The 17753-nt window shown below is 67.9% G+C and carries 17 protein-coding genes; 6 read left to right on the top strand and 11 right to left on the bottom strand.

Annotation, left to right across the window (positions count from 1 at the left end):
- Positions 1-16: 16 nt before the first annotated feature.
- Together FCF25_RS13370 and FCF25_RS13365 are read right to left on the bottom strand one after the other, a co-directional pair.
- Positions 17-1039 carry a DUF5787 family protein gene (locus FCF25_RS13370; protein WP_137049034.1) on the bottom strand — a complete coding sequence of 341 codons (1023 nt, stop codon included), beginning with the start codon at positions 1037-1039 and terminating at the stop codon, positions 17-19.
- 80 nt (positions 1040-1119) lie between these two features.
- Entirely contained in the window at positions 1120-1584 is a 465-nt protein-coding gene (locus tag FCF25_RS13365; RefSeq protein WP_117591361.1) for a bis(5'-nucleosyl)-tetraphosphatase, read from the bottom strand.
- 271 nt (positions 1585-1855) lie between these two features.
- Between FCF25_RS13365 and FCF25_RS13360 the strand changes: the two genes are divergently transcribed.
- Entirely contained in the window at positions 1856-2188 is a 333-nt protein-coding gene (locus tag FCF25_RS13360) for an uS10/mL48 family ribosomal protein (RefSeq protein WP_117591363.1), read from the top strand.
- A 48-nt stretch (positions 2189-2236) separates the two neighbouring features.
- On the opposite strand, the gene FCF25_RS13355 is transcribed toward FCF25_RS13360, so the two are convergent.
- Positions 2237-2575 carry a hypothetical protein gene (locus tag FCF25_RS13355; RefSeq protein WP_137049033.1) on the bottom strand — a complete coding sequence of 113 codons (339 nt, stop codon included), beginning with the start codon at positions 2573-2575 and terminating at the stop codon, positions 2237-2239.
- On the bottom strand, positions 2572-4116 hold the full coding sequence (locus tag FCF25_RS13350) for a Na+/H+ antiporter NhaC family protein (protein WP_137049032.1): 1545 nt from the start codon (positions 4114-4116) through the stop codon (positions 2572-2574). Before FCF25_RS13350 ends, FCF25_RS13355 begins: the two co-directional genes overlap by 4 nt.
- A gap of 141 nt (positions 4117-4257) precedes the next feature.
- Here FCF25_RS13350 and FCF25_RS13345 point away from each other — a divergent pair, with 141 nt between their 5' ends.
- On the top strand, positions 4258-5532 hold the full coding sequence (locus tag FCF25_RS13345) for an amidohydrolase (RefSeq protein ID WP_137049031.1): 1275 nt from the start codon (positions 4258-4260) through the stop codon (positions 5530-5532).
- Between the two features lie 25 nt (positions 5533-5557).
- On the opposite strand, the gene FCF25_RS15720 is transcribed toward FCF25_RS13345, so the two are convergent.
- Positions 5558-5701, bottom strand: coding sequence for a hypothetical protein (locus FCF25_RS15720; protein ID WP_168191262.1), 144 nt, complete (start codon positions 5699-5701; stop codon positions 5558-5560).
- Positions 5702-6067: 366 nt separating this feature from the next.
- Here FCF25_RS15720 and FCF25_RS13340 point away from each other — a divergent pair, with 366 nt between their 5' ends.
- Positions 6068-6637, top strand: a complete 570-nt coding sequence (locus FCF25_RS13340) for a DUF3426 domain-containing protein (RefSeq protein WP_168191261.1) — start codon at positions 6068-6070, stop codon at positions 6635-6637.
- Positions 6638-6721: 84 nt separating this feature from the next.
- On the opposite strand, the gene FCF25_RS13335 is transcribed toward FCF25_RS13340, so the two are convergent.
- On the bottom strand, positions 6722-8092 hold the full coding sequence (locus FCF25_RS13335; protein WP_137049029.1) for a geranylgeranyl reductase family protein: 1371 nt from the start codon (positions 8090-8092) through the stop codon (positions 6722-6724).
- Between the two features lie 197 nt (positions 8093-8289).
- On the opposite strand from FCF25_RS13335, the gene FCF25_RS13330 reads away from it, so the two are divergent.
- Together FCF25_RS13330 and FCF25_RS13325 are read left to right on the top strand one after the other, a co-directional pair.
- Positions 8290-9732, top strand: a complete 1443-nt coding sequence (locus tag FCF25_RS13330) for an FAD-binding oxidoreductase (protein ID WP_137049028.1) — start codon at positions 8290-8292, stop codon at positions 9730-9732.
- On the top strand, positions 9729-10538 hold the full coding sequence (locus FCF25_RS13325; protein WP_137049027.1) for an alpha/beta fold hydrolase: 810 nt from the start codon (positions 9729-9731) through the stop codon (positions 10536-10538). The genes FCF25_RS13330 and FCF25_RS13325 overlap by 4 nt, the downstream gene beginning before the upstream one ends.
- A 41-nt stretch (positions 10539-10579) precedes the next feature.
- Here FCF25_RS13325 and FCF25_RS13320 read toward each other — a convergent pair whose 3' ends face one another.
- From FCF25_RS13320 to FCF25_RS13300, 5 genes are all read right to left on the bottom strand, one after another.
- A complete protein-coding gene (locus FCF25_RS13320; protein ID WP_137049026.1) occupies positions 10580-11644 on the bottom strand; it encodes an ABC transporter permease in 1065 nt (354 codons plus the stop codon).
- The gene (locus FCF25_RS13315) at positions 11637-12953 is read right to left on the bottom strand and encodes an ABC transporter permease (protein ID WP_117591378.1); all 1317 of its coding nucleotides are present in this window, start codon (positions 12951-12953) and stop codon (positions 11637-11639) included. The genes FCF25_RS13320 and FCF25_RS13315 overlap by 8 nt, the downstream gene beginning before the upstream one ends.
- Positions 12950-14650, bottom strand: coding sequence for an ABC transporter ATP-binding protein (locus FCF25_RS13310; protein ID WP_137049025.1), 1701 nt, complete (start codon positions 14648-14650; stop codon positions 12950-12952). Before FCF25_RS13310 ends, FCF25_RS13315 begins: the two co-directional genes overlap by 4 nt.
- 88 nt (positions 14651-14738) lie before the next feature.
- Positions 14739-15881, bottom strand: coding sequence for a BMP family protein (locus FCF25_RS13305; protein ID WP_137049024.1), 1143 nt, complete (start codon positions 15879-15881; stop codon positions 14739-14741).
- 93 nt (positions 15882-15974) lie between these two features.
- Complete coding sequence (locus tag FCF25_RS13300) at positions 15975-17339, bottom strand: phosphomannomutase (RefSeq protein WP_137049023.1); 1365 nt, start codon at positions 17337-17339, stop codon at positions 15975-15977.
- 93 nt (positions 17340-17432) lie between these two features.
- Here FCF25_RS13300 and FCF25_RS13295 point away from each other — a divergent pair, with 93 nt between their 5' ends.
- Positions 17433-17729 carry an acylphosphatase gene (locus FCF25_RS13295; protein ID WP_137049022.1) on the top strand — a complete coding sequence of 99 codons (297 nt, stop codon included), beginning with the start codon at positions 17433-17435 and terminating at the stop codon, positions 17727-17729.
- Positions 17730-17753 lie beyond the last annotated feature (24 nt).

The raw sequence follows: 17753 nt of genomic DNA, 5'->3' as shown, positions 1-17753 counted from the left end.
TATCGGGAGTCGGCGGTTATCGGGAGTCGGGCGCGGACCGCTCGCGGACGCGCGCACGCCGCCGTTCGAGCAACCGCTCGATTCCCTTGCCCGGACCGCCCTCTATCGGCCACCCTCTCGTCCGCCACTGCGGGGGTTCGGGCTGGAAGGAACCGCACGACCCCGCGCACTCGGCGGCGGTCTGGTGGCGGCCTTTCGCCGCGCACCACGGGAGGAGCGCGTCGCCCGCGCGTCGAAGTTCGAAGTGCCGACAGTCCTGGCGCATCGTCGAGTGGTACGACCGCCAGCCGCGGCCGTAGGCGCGCTCTGCGAGTCGCAGACGCGTCTCCGCTCGGTCGCCGCAGTCGCCGCTGTCGACTCCGTCTCCGTCCGCTCTCGGCGACAGCGAACTCGGGTACCACGCCACCTCGCCCGCGTCGGCTCGGACCCCGGCCGAGAAGTCGAGCGCGAGGATGCCGACATCGACGGGGATGCTCTCGAGCAGCGCGGGTTCGACGGCCGCGTCGGTCGCCGCCGTCGCCAGCCACACCTCGTCGGCCAGCGCCGTCTCCACGTCGTGTTCCAACTGCCCCGAGAGCGCGCGCGCGGCGCTGGCGTCCAGGTCGGGTTTGTTCTCGATGGCGACGATGCGACGAATCCAGTCGGGGTACGGCGCGATGCGGCGAATCTCGATTCTCCGCCCTTTACGTCGCTTCTCGACGACGCCGCGGGCGGCGGCGCGGTGGATCGCCGCGAGGACGTAGCGCCACGGGTAGCCCGGATGGGGGAGCGCGTCGCGGTACCACGTCCACTCGGCAGGTGCGTGGCGAGCGACGTGCAGGAGGTTGGAGTCGAGTTCGTCGTCGCCGAACGCCGCGCGCGCGGCGAGCGCCTCGGGGTCGGCTTCGACGACGACGGTGTCCCAGCGGCGTCGCTTCGTGCCGAGCTGCCGCGCGACGACGAGCGCCGACTCGCGGTCGCTCTCCGGGGGCCACGCGCGTTCGGCCCACCGGCAGGTCAGAAGCTCGAAAACGAACTCCGAGTCGGCCGGATAGCTCACGGGCGCACTGCGAGCGCAGTCGCTATTCGTGTTACGGAACGCGGCGCGAGCGCGCGCCGACCCGCCTCACCCGCCGCGGGTCACGCGAGGTACTTTCGCTCCGGTTCGTCGTCGCCGTTCTCCGAGACGAGTTCGTTGAGGTAGTTGTGCGCCTCTTCGAGAATCTCGCGCGGGCCGTCCTGCGTGATCGTGTTGATGGCCTGTTCGTAGTCGCGCCACTGCAGGTCGCGGTGCTCGCTCGACAGCTCCGCGCTGGCCTCGAACGAGCGCGCGATGAACAGGTGGACCGTCTTGTGGATGGTCTTGCCACCGGCTTCGAACACGTAGTCGTACTCTCTGCGGAACCCGTCGACGAGGCGGAAGTCGTCGATGCCCGCCTCCTCTCCGATCTCTCTAATCGCCGTCTGCTGCAGTTCCTCATCGCCTTCGACCCCGCCTTTCGGGAACTCCCAGTCCCCGGGTCGGCTCTTCAGGAGCAGATACTCCCGTCGGCCGCGGGTGTCGCGGAAGAGGATGGCTCCAGCACTGACCGCTTCGACCGTCATTGTATCCACGTAGACCATCCCGTGTTAAGAGAATATCGGAGGCGTCGGCACAGTCTCGCACAGTCGACGCTCGACGGCGCGATTTCTGCGGAAACGTACCCGACTTTATCAGTGACCCGCCGTCGTCGACCGGTTCGCGCGCGTCGACGGTGCGGAGCGGCGGCTCCGTCGACCGAGAGGCGAGTCCCCGTGCGGAACAGTCACGCACGCCGCACGCTGTAGATGCGTTTTTACCGCTCCGCGTGCGAAACTGAGAGTAACCCCCCAGCTCATGACTTTTGTAACCAAACTCACTTTCGAAAGTGGTGACCGCGCCGTGCTCGACGACGTGGTGACGGGACTCAAACGGCTGCTCGAACGGAAAGGAGCGGAGTGCAAAGGTCCGCACTCCTCGTCGCCGGACCGACTGAGCGTCCCGCAGTACCGAACTCTCACGCGCGGCCGGGAGTTCTCGCCGTGGTCGTACACGGTGTACACGCGCCGACTCGAAATCCACGGCGCGGACCAGATCGCCCGCAGCGTCGCCGAGCGGCAGTTCCCCGACAGCGTCCACGTCGAAATCGAGATCGAGCAGAAGAAACCGCTCGGCCACCGCCAGAACTGACCTGCACCGGCGGAACTGGTATCTTCTCGTCGACGGTCGCCGTCCGTCTCAGAACGACGCCTCGGACCTGTCGAGCACCGCGAGCAGCTCCGCGGTGCCCCGATGCGACGCGGCGTCGAAGGAGTCGACGCGGATGCGCACTTTCCGGTCGAGGAGTTCCCCGTCCGGGTCGAGTTCGACGTCGTCCGCGGTCGTCGCGAGTCGCAACACCGTGTCGCCGATTCGGACGACCGGGGTGTCGCCGTCGACGCCGGTGACGTACGCCACCAGTTGGTCGCCGACGTCGTACGAGGGGGTGCTCGTCCGGAACGTCCACCCCGCGAGGAGCTTTCGGAACGCCCCACCGCCGTCGGTCCGCGCGTCGCGCTGCGACGAGCGGTCGCTCATACGCGACTCACCTCCTCGGAGACGCGGTCGGGGACGTACTCGCGGCCGTAGCCGGTGACCGCCGCGAAGACGAACACGCCGACGAGGAACCAGCCGTGGAACACGTACGGCCAGACCGAGGCGGGGTTGACGAGCATCGCCTGCGTGAACCACTCGTACTCCTCGGGCAGGCCGAGCATCACCGAGTAGCCCGCGAGGACGCCGCCGCCCCACGGGAAGATGTAGCCGAGCGCCGAGGTGTTGGCGTCGAGGATGTTGGCCCGACGGTAGCCGTTGATGTTGAACCGCCGACCGAGCGTCGAAACGTACGGTGCGATGGCGATTTCGGCGGCCGTGTTGATGGTTATCATCGCGTTGACCAGCGCCGTGCCGAGTACCATCGTCAGTTCCGAGCGCCGGACCGAGGTGGCGACGCGGTTCAACAGCACGTCCTGAATCGCCTCGAAGCCGCCGCCGCGCTGGAGCACCTTCGCGCCCGCGACGATGAGCAACACGAGGACGATGAGCGGGAAGAAACTCGATGCACCGGCGTAGATGCTCCCGCCGACCGACGGGTCGGCGTCGGCCCCCGCGGGAATCGTCTCGACGACGGCCCCGACGACGGGTGCGTCGGCGAAGGCGGCGGCGATGCCGGAGGAGGCGGGTGCGTTGAACACGAGCATCTCGCTGGCCGGCGCGAGGCCGAGCGCGAGGTTGAGGACGATTGCGACGATGAGCCCCCAGGAGATGGCCTCGACGATGTGTCGGCCCGAGACGGCCGTCACGATGACGACGGCGATGGAGAGCAGATGGACGAGGCCGAGCGCCGTCGCGTCCTCGATGACGGTGGCACCGACCGACATGGGTTCGCCGGCCATCGCGCTGCCGGCGACGAGGTAGGCCGCGAAGGCGAGCACGGCGGCGATGACGGCGTACTTGAACCGCGAGGCGACGACGCCGCCGATGTCCGCGTTCTGGGTGACGGCGCTGACGATGGTGGTGTCGCTGACGGGCGCGAGGTTGTCGCCGAACACCGCCCCCGAGAGGATGGCCCCGAACAGGAGTACGGGGTTCGCGCCGAGGAGCACGCCCGCCGGGAACACGAGGCCGGTGAAGGCGATAGCGGTGCCGTAACCCGTGCCGATACCCGTCGCCAGCACCGCGGCGAGCAGGAACGTCAGCGCCGGGAACAGCGCCGCGCCGACGCTGAGCGCGTCGGCCGCCCAGACGAGACCGGAGACGAACTCGCCGACCTGTATCGTCTCGGCGAACATCCCGGCCCACAGCCACGCGACGATGGCGGTGACGGCGACGCGCTGGGTCATCCCCTCGAACAGCGCGTTGGCGTAGTGCTTCCAGTCTCCCTTCACGAACAACATCCCGAGGATGAGGCCGAGGAGCATCCCGGCGACCAACCCCGTCGTGTCGCCGATGCCGAAGAGACCGCTCTGTACGATAGCCCATACGATGAAGAACGCGATCGGGACGGTGCTCGCGAGCGGACCGCCGCGGAAGCGCAACGGCGGGCCCTCGGAGTCGTCGCCGAGTTCCGCACGACTCATATCAGTTCTGTCGACTCGGGCCGGACAAATAAGCGATACGTCTCGGCGAACTGTGAACCAGCGAACCAGTCCGTCCGGCGACGGTCCGTTCCGATTGCCCTTTTCTCCGGCTTTATGTGAACGCCTCCCAATCTCCGCGACATGAGCCAAAGCGAGTTCGACTACGTCGGCTTCCGCCGCGACCTGCACCGCCACCCCGAACCGGCGTGGCGAGAGTTCTACACCACCGCCCGCATCGTCGACGAACTGGAGAAACGCGACCTCGACGGGTTGTTCGTCGGCCGAGAGGCGCTCGCCGACGACCGCCCCGGCGTCCCCGACGACGCGGAACTCGCCGAGTGGTTCGAGCGGGCCCGCGAGGCCGGCGCGCGCGAGGACGTCCTCGAGAAACTGGAGGGCGGCTACACCGGCGCCGTCGCCGTCGTCGAGAAGGGCGAGGGGCCGACCGTCGCGCTCCGCGTCGACATCGACGCGCTGCCCATCACCGAGGCCGACGAGGACGACCACGCGCCGGTCTCGGGTGACTTCCGCTCGGAGAACGAGGGGTTCATGCACGCGTGCGGCCACGACGCCCACGCGACCATCGGTCTCGGCGTCCTCGACGCGATCATCGACAGCGACTTCTCGGGGACGTTCAAGGTGTTCTTCCAGCCGAGCGAGGAGATCGTCTCCGGCGGCGGCCCGATGGCCGACAGCGGCCACCTCGACGACGTGGACTACCTGCTGGCCGTCCACATCGGTCTCGACCACCCCTCGGGCGAGATAGTCGCGGGCGTCGACGGTTTTCTGGCCGTCCACCACTTCCGCGCGGAGTTCACCGGCCACCCCGCCCACGCCGGGGCGCGCCCCGAGGAGGGCGACAACGCGGTGCAGGCGATGGCCGCCGCGATTCAGAACCTCTACGCGATTCCCCGACACGCCGACGGCGCGACCCGCATCAACGCGGGGTTGGTCGGCGGCGGCACGGCGACGAACATCATCCCCGAGGAGTCGTTCATCGACGGCGAGGTCCGCGGCGAGACGACCGAACTGATGGAGTACATGCAGGAGAAGGCGTACCGCGTGATGGAGGCGGCCGCGGAGATGCACGGCTGTGAAGTCACCCTGACGACGGAGGGCGAGGCCCCCAGCGCCCGTAGCGACGACGCGCTCGTGAACGTCGTCTCCGCGGTCGCAGGCGACAACGACGGCGTCACCTCGCTCGTCGAACGCGACGCGCTCGGCGGCAGCGAGGACGCGACGTTCCTCATGCAGAAAGTACAGGACAACGGCGGGAAGGCCGCCTACGTCGGCGTCGGCACCGACCACCCCGGCGGCCACCACACCCGGACGTTCGACGTGAACGAAGACGACCTCGACTTGGGTATCGAGGTGCTCGCCGACTCGGTTCTCGAAGTCGCGGCGACGCGGCCGTAGGGCGACGCGTTCTCCTCCTCCCGCCCTATCGCCTGACGACCAACGTCACGATTCCGAGTACGAGCAGCGCGATTCCGTACCACAGCGAATCGCCGGGTAGATACGCGAGAATTAGCGTGACGATGCCTGAGGAGAGAAGCGACCAGCCGATAGTAGTTCGGTACGTCATACAGTGGTGACGACGCGCAGACTGATAGTGGTGGGGGCGCATCGGGGGTCCCGAGCGCAGAATACACCGCTTCCCGGCCTCGCTCACCGACAGAGAGCACCGAGAGGGTAGCCGTTTCGTCTCTCGTACCGCTCACCGCGCTTCGGTATTCTCGAAGACGACTCCATCGACGAGATAATCCTGTTCGAAAGTAATTAAACCATTTTTTAATACTACAATTTCCAATTGATAATATGAAATAATATATGGTTGAATTTGCAAGCACGAAATACACCCGTCTCCCCGTCCAACGGAACAACGATGCGTCGACGGAAATTTATCAAAGCCTCGGGTGCAACGGCTCTAACTGGTCTGGCCGCTGGTTGTATGAACGGTGGCGAAAACGGCGACAGCGAGACCAGTCCAAACGATACGACCGACGGAAACGAGACCGAAGAAACGACTACCGAAGGGGACGAAACCGCAGAGAACGAGACCGGTGGAAACGAAACCGACGGAAACGCAACCGAGGACGGAGCGTTCGGAGACGTCGACGGGGAGATCACGGACGACAGCGACGAGAACCTCGAAGTCACGGAGAGGGAACTGTACGAATCGAACGGCGAGGTCGGTCTTCGCGGAACCATCGAGAACGTCGGCGACACGGCGTACGAGTTCGTCGAGGTCGAAGTGACGCTGCAGGACGACCAGGGCGAAGTCCTCGTCGAGTTTATCGACGAGACCGAAGAGGAGGAGATAGACCGCCTCGAACCCGGCGAAACGTGGGAGTTCGACGTCGTCTTCGAAGAAGCGCAGATGGAGGAGGTTTCGAGCTACAGCATCGGTGTCGACGGCGACCTGGCCGAGACTACCGGGAGCGACAACGGGACGAACACGACTGCCGGCAACTCGACCTCGAACACGACGGCCGACGACTCGAACACGACGAACGACTGAGCGGATAAAACCGCGAGGGCCGAGGGCCGCGTTCACCGAACGGGAGCGACGACGCCGCCCGGACCCGACGCAAACGGTTCGGAATCAGTACTTCGCTTCCGCGCCGGTCGTCTCGTAGATTTGGTCCATCAGGTCGTCGCGGTGGATCTGCCACCCTGAGAGCGCGCTCGGGCGCGTCGGGTAGCGGTCGTAGTGGTTCATCAGTTTCTCGGCGAGTCGCTTCGTCTGGTAGAACGTCTTTATCTCCCGCCAGTAGCCGGCGCTCTTGAACGCGGTCTGCGCCATCAGGAGCGGGCTCATCGACGTTTTGCCGGAGTACAGCGCCTCGGCGAGTTTCTCGCCCGGCAGCGCCGCGAGCAGCCCCATCAGATCGTCGACGTCGACGGCCGTCGAGAGGACGTTGTACACGTCGAGGCCGGCGTAGCGGCCGCCGAAGTGGTCCATCACGCGCTCGTTGTAGTGCCAGAGCGCGTCCTCGGACACGTCGCCGTCCGCGATGGCGCGGACGGCCTGCTCGGCGGCGTACTTTCCGGCGTAGGCCGCCCCGGCGATGCCACCGCCGGTCGTCGGGTTGACGTGACCCGCGGCGTCGCCCGCGGCGATGAACCCCGGCGCGGTGGCGGAGTCGTACGGTCGGCGGGTCGGCAGCGCCGCGCCGAGTTTGTCGGTGACCGTCGCGCCCTCGAACTCGGGGCGCGCGCGGAGGTCCTGCTTGAGGTCCTCGACGAGTTTCATCGGCTGCTCGTTCATCTGGAAACCGAGACCCGCGTTGATGGTCGTCGACGTGCGCGGGAAGTACCAGAGGTAGCCCGCCGCGCGCTTCGTCGGTTTGAACACGAGCGCGTCGTCCCACTCGACGGGTTCGTCGACCTCGACGATCTCGCGGTACGCCGAACAGAACTGCGAGTAGCGGACGTTCGTGTCGAACGTCGCCCCCGAGAGGTCGGCTTTGTCCTGCAGAAGCGACAGCGAACCCGCGCCGTCGATGGTGACGTCGGCCTCGAACTCGACGACGTCGCCCTTGTGCTTGCCGCGGACGCCCGTGACGGTGCCGTCGTCGGCCTGCGTCACGTCCTGGACGACGGTGTCGTAGTGGAACTCGACGCCCGCGTTTTCGGCACCTTCGATGAGGAGGCGACCGTACTCCCAGCGGTCGATGACCGCGAGTTCGCCGGGGACCGGGATTTCGAGCACGGTGTCGTGGCTCGGTATCTCGAAGCGGCCGTGGTCGACGTCCGTGTTGGTGAACGCGGGCTGAATCTGCGTTTTCGGAATCGACTCGGGGAACGCGTCCGCGCCCTTCAGCGCGTCGCCGCAGGCGATGTGTCCCGCTTCTTCCTCGTCCTTTCGCTCGACGATAGCGACGTCGAGTCCCGCGTTCGCCACCGTCGCGGCGGCGTAGCAACCGGCGGTCCCCGCGCCGACGACGACGACATCGTACTCGTGCGTAGTCATTAGTCGTGAGTCTCGTAGGCGGAAGCAAAACTCTTTATTCCCAAATCTGTCCTTCGACCCCCGACATAATTGCCTCCGCGCGAGTTCCGCCGGCACGGGATATCCTCACGTGCAGTCGGTTCACCGTACCGACGAAACGACTTACTCGTCGGCTCCGAATACGCGGTTATCCTCCCCGGAAACGTACTCTACTCGTTATGTCTTCGCACGGACGACCCCCGACAGACGACCGACGGTCGACGCTCGGTCCCGAGGCTCTCGACGCGTTCGCCGACGCCTTCGGCGGGGAGATACTGCTCCCGTCCGACGCGGGGTACGACGACGCGCGCCGTATCTGGAACGGGATGATAGACAAGCGTCCGGCGGTCATCGCTCGCTGCTCGGGGACCGCCGACGTCGTCGCCGCGGTGCGGTTCGCCCGCGAGCGCGACCTCCCGCTCGCGGTCCGCGGCGGCGGCCACAACGTCGCGGGCACCGCCGTCTGCGACGACGGCCTCGTCGTCGACCTCTCGGGGATGGACAGCGTGTTCGTCGACCCCGACGCGCGGCGGGTCCGCGCGCAGGGCGGCGCGACGCTCGGCGACGTCGACCGCGAGACCCAGCTGTTCGGTCTCGCCACCGCACTCGGCGTCGTCTCCGAGACGGGTATCGCCGGACTCACCCTGAACGGCGGGGTCGGACATCTCCGCCGGAAGTACGGCCTCTCGCTCGACAACCTCGTCTCGGTCGAACTCGTCACCGCCGACGGCTCGGTGGTGACCGCCAGCGAGTCGGCGAATCCGGACCTCTTCTGGGCGATTCGCGGCGGCGGCGGCAACTTCGGCGTCGTCACCGCCTTCGAGTACGAACTCCACGAGGTCGGACCGGAGGTATTCGGCCTGTTCGTCTGGTATCACGGCGACGACGCGCGGGAGGCGCTTTCCGCCTTCCGCGACTACGCCGCCGACGCCTCCCGAGACGGCAGCGTCGTCCCGTTCTACGCGACGGTTCCCGAACTCGACGAGTTCCCGGAGGAGGCGCGGGGCGAGTCGGCGGTCGTGTTCCTCGGCTGCTACGACGGTCCGGCCGAAGACGCGGAAGCCGAGTTCGAGACGCTGCGAACCGCCGTCGACCCGCTGGTCGACTTCAGCGGCGTGATGGCGTACACGGCGCTTCAGTCGATGCTCGACGAGGACTACCCCGACGGACTCCGCTACTACTGGAAGGCCAGTTACGTGACGGAACTCACCGACGACGTCGTCGACCTCGTGATTCGATACGGACGCGAGAGTCCGTCGACGCTGTCGACGGTCGACGTCTGGCACCTCGGCGGCGCGATTTCCGACGTCGCCCCCGAGGAGACGGCGTTCTGGCACCGGGACGCGCCGTTCATGGTCACGTTCGAGGCGAACTGGGAGGACCCCGAGACCGACGACGCGAACGTCGCGTGGGCTCGAAACGGCCTCGCCGAACTCCGAGAGATGGACGTCGCCGCCGGCGCGTACGGTAACTTCCCCGGCTTCGGCGAGGACCCCGCGCGGACGCTGTTCGGCGAGAACTACGAGCGGTTAGTCGAGGTAAAGCGCGAGTACGACCCGGAGAACGTGTTCAGGCTGAACCAGAACGTCGCGCCGAAACCGGCGACCGGGGATGTCCGATGACCAGCGTCGCGTCGACAGACCGCGCGACGTCGAGCGACGGGACCGAAATCGCGTACGAACGAACCGGCGACGGGCCACCGCTCGTCTTGGTTCACGGGACCGCCGGCGACCACACCGACTGGCAGCGAGTGCGCCCGGCACTCGACGAACGGTTCGCCGTCTACGCGCTCGACCGACGCGGCCGAGGTGAGAGCGTCGACACCGCGAAGTACGCGCTCGAACGGGAGCTCGAAGACGTCGCTGCGGTCGTCGATTCGGTCGACGAACCGGTCGTCCTGCTCGGTCACTCCGCCGGGGCGCTCTACGCGCTGGAAGCCGCGCTGCGAACCGACAACGTCGAACGGCTGGTGCTGTACGAACCGCCGATTGTCGAGGCCGGAGAGCGTCTCGTCCCCGCAGAGACCGTTGCCCGCATCGAAGCTCACCTCGACGACGGCGACCGCGAAGAGGCGTTCACGGTGTTTCTTCGGGAGGTCGCCGGCGAGTCGCGGGAGGATATCGAGGCCCTGAAAGCCGCTCCGGCGTGGGGCGTCGGCCTCGAAACGGCGCACACTATTCCGCGGGAGATTCGCGCCATCGACGACTACCGATTCGACCCCGACCGGTTCGCGGCGTTCACGGTCCCGACGCTGCTTCTGTCCGGTGGCGAAAGCCCGCCGTTCATGGAGCGAGCGACCGCGCTCGTCGACAAGGCCCTGCCGAACACCCGAGTCGTCACGCTTCCGGGGGCAGGCCACGAGGCGATGAACACCGCGCCCGAGTCGTTCGTCGAGACGGTGGTCGAGTCGCTGCGCTCTCCGGGGTGAGCACGTGGAGCGGAGGGGAGACGAAAGAAGCGCTGCGACGGCTACCGGTCTTCGCCCGACTCGTAGTGTTCGCCCGCCGCTTCCGGGAGTCGCGTCTTCCCGAACAGCGCGAGCACGACGATGACCGCGACGTACGGAATCGTCCGCACGAGCGACTGCGGGACGGCGATGATGGCCGCCGCCTGCAGGCGCAGTTGCAGCGCGTCCAGTCCGGCGAAGAGGAACGTCGACAGCAGCGCGCCGACGGGGTTGTAGTTGCCGAACAGGTAGGCGACGATGGCGATGAACCCCTTCCCGTTCACCATCGTCTGCCCGTTGCCGACGAACTGGCCGAGGCTGAGCGACAGCGCCGCACCGCCGATGCCCGCGAGCAACCCGGAGATGAGCACTGCCGCGTAGCGGACGCGGTTCACGTCGACGCCCGCGGTGTCGAGCGCCTGCGGGTTCTCCCCGCTGGCGACGACCCAGCGGCCGAACGACGTGCGGTTCAGCGTGTACCACGACGCCGCGGTGGCGACGAACATCAGGTAGACTATCGGCGACGCGTCGAACAGCGCGCCGAAGAAGGGGATACCCGCGAGGCCGGGCACCGTGACGGTGCCGAAGGTCTGCACGCTCGTGGTGTTCGGGCCGCCGTAGATGACCTGCGAGGCGAACGGCGCGAGTCCGAGCGCGATGAGCCACACCGCGAGGCCCGCGATGATCTGGTCGGCGCGGAACTCGATGCAGACGACGGCGAACAGCGCCGCCAACAGCACGCTGGCGACGACGCCGACGAACAGGCCGAGCCAGATGTCGCCCGTCACGTCCGTCGCGTAGACGCCGACGAACGCCGAGATGATGAGCAGCCCTTCGAGGCCGATGTTGATGACGCCGCTCTTCTCGGCGAAGATGCCGCCCAGCGCCGCGAAGGCGATGGGTACCGAGAGCCGAAGCGTCGCCGAGAGCGCGCTCTTGGTGAACATGACGCCGAGGATGCGCCCCGGCGTCGACGCCGGGGCGACGAGCCCCCACAGCACGAAGACGGCGGCGGCGACGAGCGCGACGATGCCCGCGATGCGCCGCGTCGAGAGGTCGGAGGTGCGGCTGAGCGTCGCGTTACTCATTTCGCTCACCTCCGGTCGCCGCGGCCGAGTCGTCGGTCACGACCCCTCCATCGGTCGCGACGGGGCGTTCGTCGGAGCTGTCGACGACGAACTTCTGTCCGATGAGTCGGAAGAACTCCGGCATCGCCACGAAGAGGATGATGAGCCCCCGGAGCACGCCGACGAGTTGCGGCGGCACGTCCGTACTCACGTCGACGATGATGGAGCCGCTCTTCAGGATGCCGAACAGCAGCGCGGCGAAGCCGACGCCGAGGGGGTTGTTGCCCGCCAGAATCGAGACGGTGATGCCGTCGAAGCCGTACGCCGGGACGCCGGTCTGGTAGTTGCCGAGAATCATGAGCACGTACATCGCGCCGCCGACGCCGCCGATAGCGCCCGACAGCGTCATGCTGGAGACGATGGTCCGCGCGGCGTCGACGCCGCCGTACTCGGCGGCTTCGGGTTGGATGCCGCTCGTGCGGATGTCGTAGCCGAACGACGTGTGTTCGAGCAGGTAGTACGACGCGCCGACGAGCGCGAGCGCGATTCCGAGCGCGATAATCGAGAAGTCGTCGCGCGGTTCGTACAGAATCGGCGGGATGGTGGCGAACTCCGGGAGACCGACCGTCTCGTTGGCCGGGCTCTCGGGGTCCTTGAACGGGTTCGCGACGAGGAACAGTGCGACGCTCGTCGCCACGAAGTTCAGCATGATGGTCGTGATGACCTCGTTGGCGTCGGCGTACGCCTTCAGCGCCCCCGGAATCGCGGCGAACAGGCCGCCGGCGAGCGCGCCGACGACGAGGCCGAACGGGACGAGCACGAGCGTGCCGACGAGGCCCGAGACCAGCGAGGAGGCCCAGAGGACGGTGAGCGCCGTCGCCAGCGCGCCGACGACCAACTGACCCTGCATCCCGATGTTGAAGATGCCCGCGCGGAACGCGAGCGCGACGCCGAGGCCGGTGAAGATGAGAATCGTCGTCTCGCGGAGCGTGACCGCCATCTGTCCGTTCAGCGGCGTCCACCCCTCGCGGAACGGCGGCGCGAGTTGCCCCTGCAGGGGTTGGAACAGCGGGTTGATGGGGTTGCCGAGCGCGCCGAGGAAGAGGCTGTCGTAGACGGCGAAGGGGTCGTAACAGAAGCCGACGCCGAAGAACGTCGTCGCCGCGGTCGTACACGTCGTCATCCGACCGGCGGCGAGGACGATGAGGACGCCGACGAACATCGAGAGCACGAGCGCGGCGGTGCTGATGAGCACCCGCTCGAACGCCGAGGCGCGGACGAGTCGCTCGAGCGCGCTCCGACCGCGCGCGCGCCAGTCGCCGGCGCTCATCGGCTCTCACCCCCGGCGGTGGCACCCGCGTTGTCGTCGTCGGTGGTCCGGTCGCCCGGCCCCGCGTCGTCGGTGGCCCCGCTGCCCGGTCTCTCGCCGCCGTCGGCGGCACGGAGGCTCGTCGCCGACGACTCCTCGGGCAACCGCTCGCCCGCCATCAGCAGGCCGATCTCCTCCTCGGTGACCGTCTCGGGGTCGACGACGTCCATTATCTCGCCGTCGTGCATCACCGCGAGGCGGTCCGAGAGCCCCTGAACCTCTTCGAGTTTCGAGGAGACCAACAGTACGGCCTTGCCGGCCGACCGCAGGTCGAGCAGTCGGTCGTGGATGAACTCCGTCGACCCGATGTCGACACCGCGGGTCGGGTGGGTGGCGACGACGAGCGACGGGTCGCGCTCGAACTCGCGGCCGACGATGAACTTCTGCTGGTTGCCGCCCGAGAAGGCGGCGGCCTTCGCGTCGCGGTTCGGCGGGCGAACGTCGTACTCGTCGATGATGTCCTGGGCGTGGGTCCGCGCTCGGTTCCACTCGATGCGCCCGTTCTCGGCGAACGGCCGACTGTGCTGGCTGCCGAGCAGCCCGTTCTCGGTGAGGTCGAACTCCATCACGAGGCCGCGTTCGTGGCGGTCCTCGGGGATGTACGCCATCCCCTCGTCGATGCGGCGCTGGCGCGACCACGCCGTGATGTCGTCGTGGCGGAAGGTGACGGTGCCGGCGGTCGGCTTTCTGAGACCCGTGACGGCCTCGACGAGCTCGGACTGCCCGTTGCCGTCGACGCCGGCGATGCCGAACACCTCGCCTTCGTGGACGGTGAAAGAGACGTCGGAGACGGCTTCGACGCCGCGTTCGTCCTCCGCGGAGAGGCGGTCGACCGAGAGGACCGTCTCGCCGCGTTCGACGCGCGGTTTCTCGACGGTCTCCAACACTTCGCGGCCGACCATCAGCTCCGCGAGCCGTTCGCGGGTCACGTCGGCGGCCGCGACGGTCCCGACGTTCCTCCCGTCGCGGAGGACGGTGATGTCGTCGGCGGCGTGCATCGCCTCGCCCAACTTGTGGGTGATGAAGATGATGGTCTTCCCCTGTGCGGTGAGCTCCTCGAAGACGGCGAAGAGGTCCTCGACTTCCTGCGGCGTCAGCACCGCGGTGGGTTCGTCGAGGATGAGGACGTCAGCGCCCCGGTAGAGCGCCTTCAGAATCTCGACGCGCTGCTGGACGCCGACGCTCACGTCGGCGATAGTCGCGTCGGGGTCGACGTCGAAGCCGTAGCGGTCGCAGAGCTCCACCACCTCGCGGCGGGCGCGGGTGCCGTCGACGGCCAGCCCGCCCCACTTCCGGGGCTCGTTGCCGAGGGTGATGTTCTCGGTGACGCTCATGGGGTCGACCAGCATGAAGTGCTGGTGGATCATCCCGACGCCGGCGTCGATGGCGTCGCCCGGCGAGTCGAAGCGTCTGGGTGGCTGTACGTATCGGTGGGTCGTCTCGTCGTCGGCTTCGAGTCCGTCGCCGTCGACGTAAACGTCGCCCTCGGTCGGTTCGTACAGTCCGTAGAGGACGTTCATCAGCGTCGTCTTCCCCGCGCCGTTCTCGCCGAGGAGCGCGTGTACCGACCCCCGTTCGACGAGTAAGTCGACGTCGTCGTTGGCGACGACGCCGGGAAAACGTTTGGTGATTCCGTCGAGATGGACGGCCGGTTCCATTGGTAGTGGCTTGTTGAGTGTGTGCTTAAGAGCGTGGTTTCGCGGATTGTTCGACTATCGAACCGTTTTCGGTCCCCGACGGACCGAGTTACAGGTTCAGTTCCGACGGATCGGCCGGCACCGAGATGTCGCCGTCGATGATGGCCTGTCGCGTCTCGCCGACGGTGGACTTCACGTCCTGGGGGATCTCGCCGCCGATGCTGTCGCCGTAGACGGCTGCGACGCCCTCCTGTTCGAGGCCGAGCGTCGTGACGCTGCCCCCCTCGAACTCGGCGTTGACGACGCTCTCGATGGAGGTGTAGACGGCCGTGTCGACGCGCTTGACCATGCTCGCGAGGATGACGTCCGCGTAGCCGGATTTCGTGAGCGACTGGTCCTGGTCGACGCCGATGGCGAACTTGCCGGCGTCCTGCGCCGCCTGGAAGACGCCCGTCCCGGCGTTGCCGGCGGCGTGGTAGACGATGTCGACGCCGTCGTTGTACATCGCCGTCGCCGCCTCGTTACCCGCCTGCGTGTCGTTGAAGTTCCCGACGTAGCTGACCTGCACGTCGATGTCCTGGCTCACCTCGGCGACGCCCGCGCGGTAGCCCGCCTCGAACTTGCCGATGAGGTCGCCTTCGACGCCGCCGACGAAGCCGACCGACGACTGGTCGGGGGTCGTCTCGCCGCCGCCGGCGCTGAACTCCTGTTGGGTGAGCAGTCCGGCCATCTGACCGACGAGGAACGACCCCTCCTCTTCGCCGAACACGTAGCTCTCCACGTTCGGCTCCTCGACGACGCTGTCGACGATCATGAAGTTCTGGTCGGGGTAGTCGGGGGCGTTCTCCGCGAGCGCTTCGGCCTGCAGGAAGCCGATACAGCAGATGAGGTCGTGTTCGCCGCTCTGGGCGAACTGCTGCTGGTACGTCTGGAACTCCGTCACCTCGCTCGGCTGGACGTTGTCGTGGGTGACGCTGTACTCGTCGGCCGCCTGCTGGACGCCGGTCTGCGCCTGGTCGTTGAACGAACCGTCGCCGAGGCCGCCCGTCGCGTACACCATACCGACGCTCACGTCGGCGCTGCCGGAAGCGCCCGCGCCGCCGTCGTTCGACTCGTTGCCCGAGCCGCTGTCGTTGCCGCCGCTGCTCTCGTTGTTGCCGTCGTCTTCGGTCGGACCGCCGGTACAGCCGGCAAGTCCCGCGATTCCCGCCGCGCCCGTCGCCTTCAGGAGTGTCCGCCTATCCACATTCATGACTACGTCTGGACGAAGGTGGCGGCGAAATAGGCATAAAGGCGTCGTTTGCGCCGGACGGCGCTCAGAGACGCCTCGACCGCCCGAGGGCGGTCAGTTCTTCGCCGTCTCGACGGCGCGTTCGACGACGGCACCGGCGTCAGCGACGAGCGAGTCGACGTCGTCGCTCTCGGCGTAGAGCCGAACGTACGGTTCGGTGCCGCTCGGACGGACGAGCAGCCACGAACTGTCGGGGAACTCCAGTCTGACGCCGTACTCGGTGTCGACGCTCGCCTCCGGGAAGGCGTCGGGAAGCGTCCGTTCGAGCGTGGCCATCGTCTCGCGCTTGGCCTCGTCGGGACAGTCGACGCTCACCTTCCGGTAGGGGCGTTCGGTCACGGGGTCGCGCAGCGCGTCGAGACCCGCGTCGGCGACGAGTCGGCCGACGACCGCCGCGGAGACGACGCCGTCTATCCACCCGCCGAACTGCGTGTGGATGTGTTTCCACGGCTCGGCGGCGAAGACGACGTCGCCGCCGGCGTTCTCGGCGGCGGCGATGCCCTCGTGCAGCGCGCCGAGGCGGACGCGTTCGACGCGGCCGCCGGCCTCGCGGACGCGTTCGTCGATGCGCGCGGAGGCGTTCGGCGTCGTCACGACGACGGGGTCGTCGGCGTCGACGCTGCGGACGTAGTGTTCGGCCAGAATCGCGACGACGGTGTCCTCGTGAACCACCTCGCCGTCGGGGGCGACGACGACGATTCGGTCGGCGTCGCCGTCGTGACCGATGCCGAAGGCGAAGGGGTCGCCGTCGTCGCCGGCGTCGGCGACGAACGTCCGGAGGTCACGGAGCGACTCGGGCGTCGGCTTGCTCTCGCGGCCGGGGAAGTGCCCGTCGACGTTCCCGTTGAGCGTGACGACCTCCGCGCCGAGCGAGCGAAGCACCTGCGGGGTGGCGAGACCGGCCATCCCGTTCCCGCAGTCGACGGCGACGCGGAGCCCCGACAGCGGCGCACCGCGGCCGCGGGCGTAGTCGACGACGGCGCTGCGGTACGCCGAGAGCACCGCCTCGTTCTCGCTGTCGCCCCACTGGTCCCACGCGGTGGGCGGTTCGTCGCCGGCGACGCGCTCTTCGACCGCCCGCTCGGCCGTCCGGTCGTACTCGACGCCGTCGTCGAACACCTTGATGCCGTTGTCCGTCGGCGGGTTGTGCGACGCGGTGAGCATCACGCCGCGCCGACCCCGCGAGGCGAACGCGAGCGCGGGCGTCGGCAGCATCCCGGCGCGGCGAACGCCGGCACCGGCGGACAACAGTCCCGCCTCGACGGCGGCGGCGAGCGCCGGCCCGGTCACTCGTCCGTCGCGCGCGACGACGAACTCCGCACCGTCCCGACCGACCGCGCGGCCGACGGCGAGGGCGAGTTCGGGCGTCACGCGCTCGGTCGCGCTTCCCCGGATTCCGGCAGTTCCGAACAGTTCCATACGCGGAGGTATCGGGCGGTGTACTTAGATGGTCCCGATTCGGCCGCGCCCGCGGCCCGACGTATTTTGCCGGTCGCCCGCGAACGTCGCCCCATGAGCGAGACACCGTCCGACTCCGACAGAACCCGCGCGCACGTCTTCGTCACCGGCCGCGTCCAGGGCGTCTTCTACCGAGCGAACACCCGCGATACGGCGAACGAGCGGGGCGTCGACGGCTGGGTTCGCAACCTCGACGACGGCCGCGTCGAAGCCGTTTTCGAGGGCGTTCCCGACGCCGTCGACTCGATGGTCGAGTGGTGCGAGAGCGGCAGTCCGGACGCCGAGGTCGACGACGTGAAAGCGGAGTACGAGGAGCCGGAAGGGCTCGACGGCTTCGAGGTCCGACGCTGAGCGGCGGCGGAGAGGCAGAGAAGC

This window comes from Haloprofundus sp. MHR1 (assembly GCF_005155585.1).
Taxonomy (GTDB): Archaea; Halobacteriota; Halobacteria; order Halobacteriales; family Haloferacaceae; genus Haloprofundus; species Haloprofundus halophilus.
The sequence above is the reverse complement of the archived record's forward strand: the minus strand, read 5'-3'. Positions and strand labels throughout refer to the sequence as shown.

Coding starts and splice junctions, on each gene's coding strand:
- FCF25_RS13365 (WP_117591361.1), bottom strand. CDS start 1,584: ATGACGGTCGAAGCGGTCAGTGCTGGAGCCATCCTCTTCCGCGACACC.
- FCF25_RS13360 (WP_117591363.1), top strand. CDS start 1,856: ATGACTTTTGTAACCAAACTCACTTTCGAAAGTGGTGACCGCGCCGTG.
- FCF25_RS13355 (WP_137049033.1), bottom strand. CDS start 2,575: ATGAGCGACCGCTCGTCGCAGCGCGACGCGCGGACCGACGGCGGTGGG.
- FCF25_RS13350 (WP_137049032.1), bottom strand. CDS start 4,116: ATGAGTCGTGCGGAACTCGGCGACGACTCCGAGGGCCCGCCGTTGCGC.
- FCF25_RS13345 (WP_137049031.1), top strand. CDS start 4,258: ATGAGCCAAAGCGAGTTCGACTACGTCGGCTTCCGCCGCGACCTGCAC.
- FCF25_RS15720 (WP_168191262.1), bottom strand. CDS start 5,701: ATGACGTACCGAACTACTATCGGCTGGTCGCTTCTCTCCTCAGGCATC.
- FCF25_RS13340 (WP_168191261.1), top strand. CDS start 6,068: ATGAACGGTGGCGAAAACGGCGACAGCGAGACCAGTCCAAACGATACG.
- FCF25_RS13335 (WP_137049029.1), bottom strand. CDS start 8,092: ATGACTACGCACGAGTACGATGTCGTCGTCGTCGGCGCGGGGACCGCC.
- FCF25_RS13330 (WP_137049028.1), top strand. CDS start 8,290: ATGTCTTCGCACGGACGACCCCCGACAGACGACCGACGGTCGACGCTC.
- FCF25_RS13325 (WP_137049027.1), top strand. CDS start 9,729: ATGACCAGCGTCGCGTCGACAGACCGCGCGACGTCGAGCGACGGGACC.
- FCF25_RS13320 (WP_137049026.1), bottom strand. CDS start 11,644: ATGAGTAACGCGACGCTCAGCCGCACCTCCGACCTCTCGACGCGGCGC.
- FCF25_RS13315 (WP_117591378.1), bottom strand. CDS start 12,953: ATGAGCGCCGGCGACTGGCGCGCGCGCGGTCGGAGCGCGCTCGAGCGA.
- FCF25_RS13310 (WP_137049025.1), bottom strand. CDS start 14,650: ATGGAACCGGCCGTCCATCTCGACGGAATCACCAAACGTTTTCCCGGC.
- FCF25_RS13305 (WP_137049024.1), bottom strand. CDS start 15,881: ATGAATGTGGATAGGCGGACACTCCTGAAGGCGACGGGCGCGGCGGGA.
- FCF25_RS13300 (WP_137049023.1), bottom strand. CDS start 17,339: ATGGAACTGTTCGGAACTGCCGGAATCCGGGGAAGCGCGACCGAGCGC.
- FCF25_RS13295 (WP_137049022.1), top strand. CDS start 17,433: ATGAGCGAGACACCGTCCGACTCCGACAGAACCCGCGCGCACGTCTTC.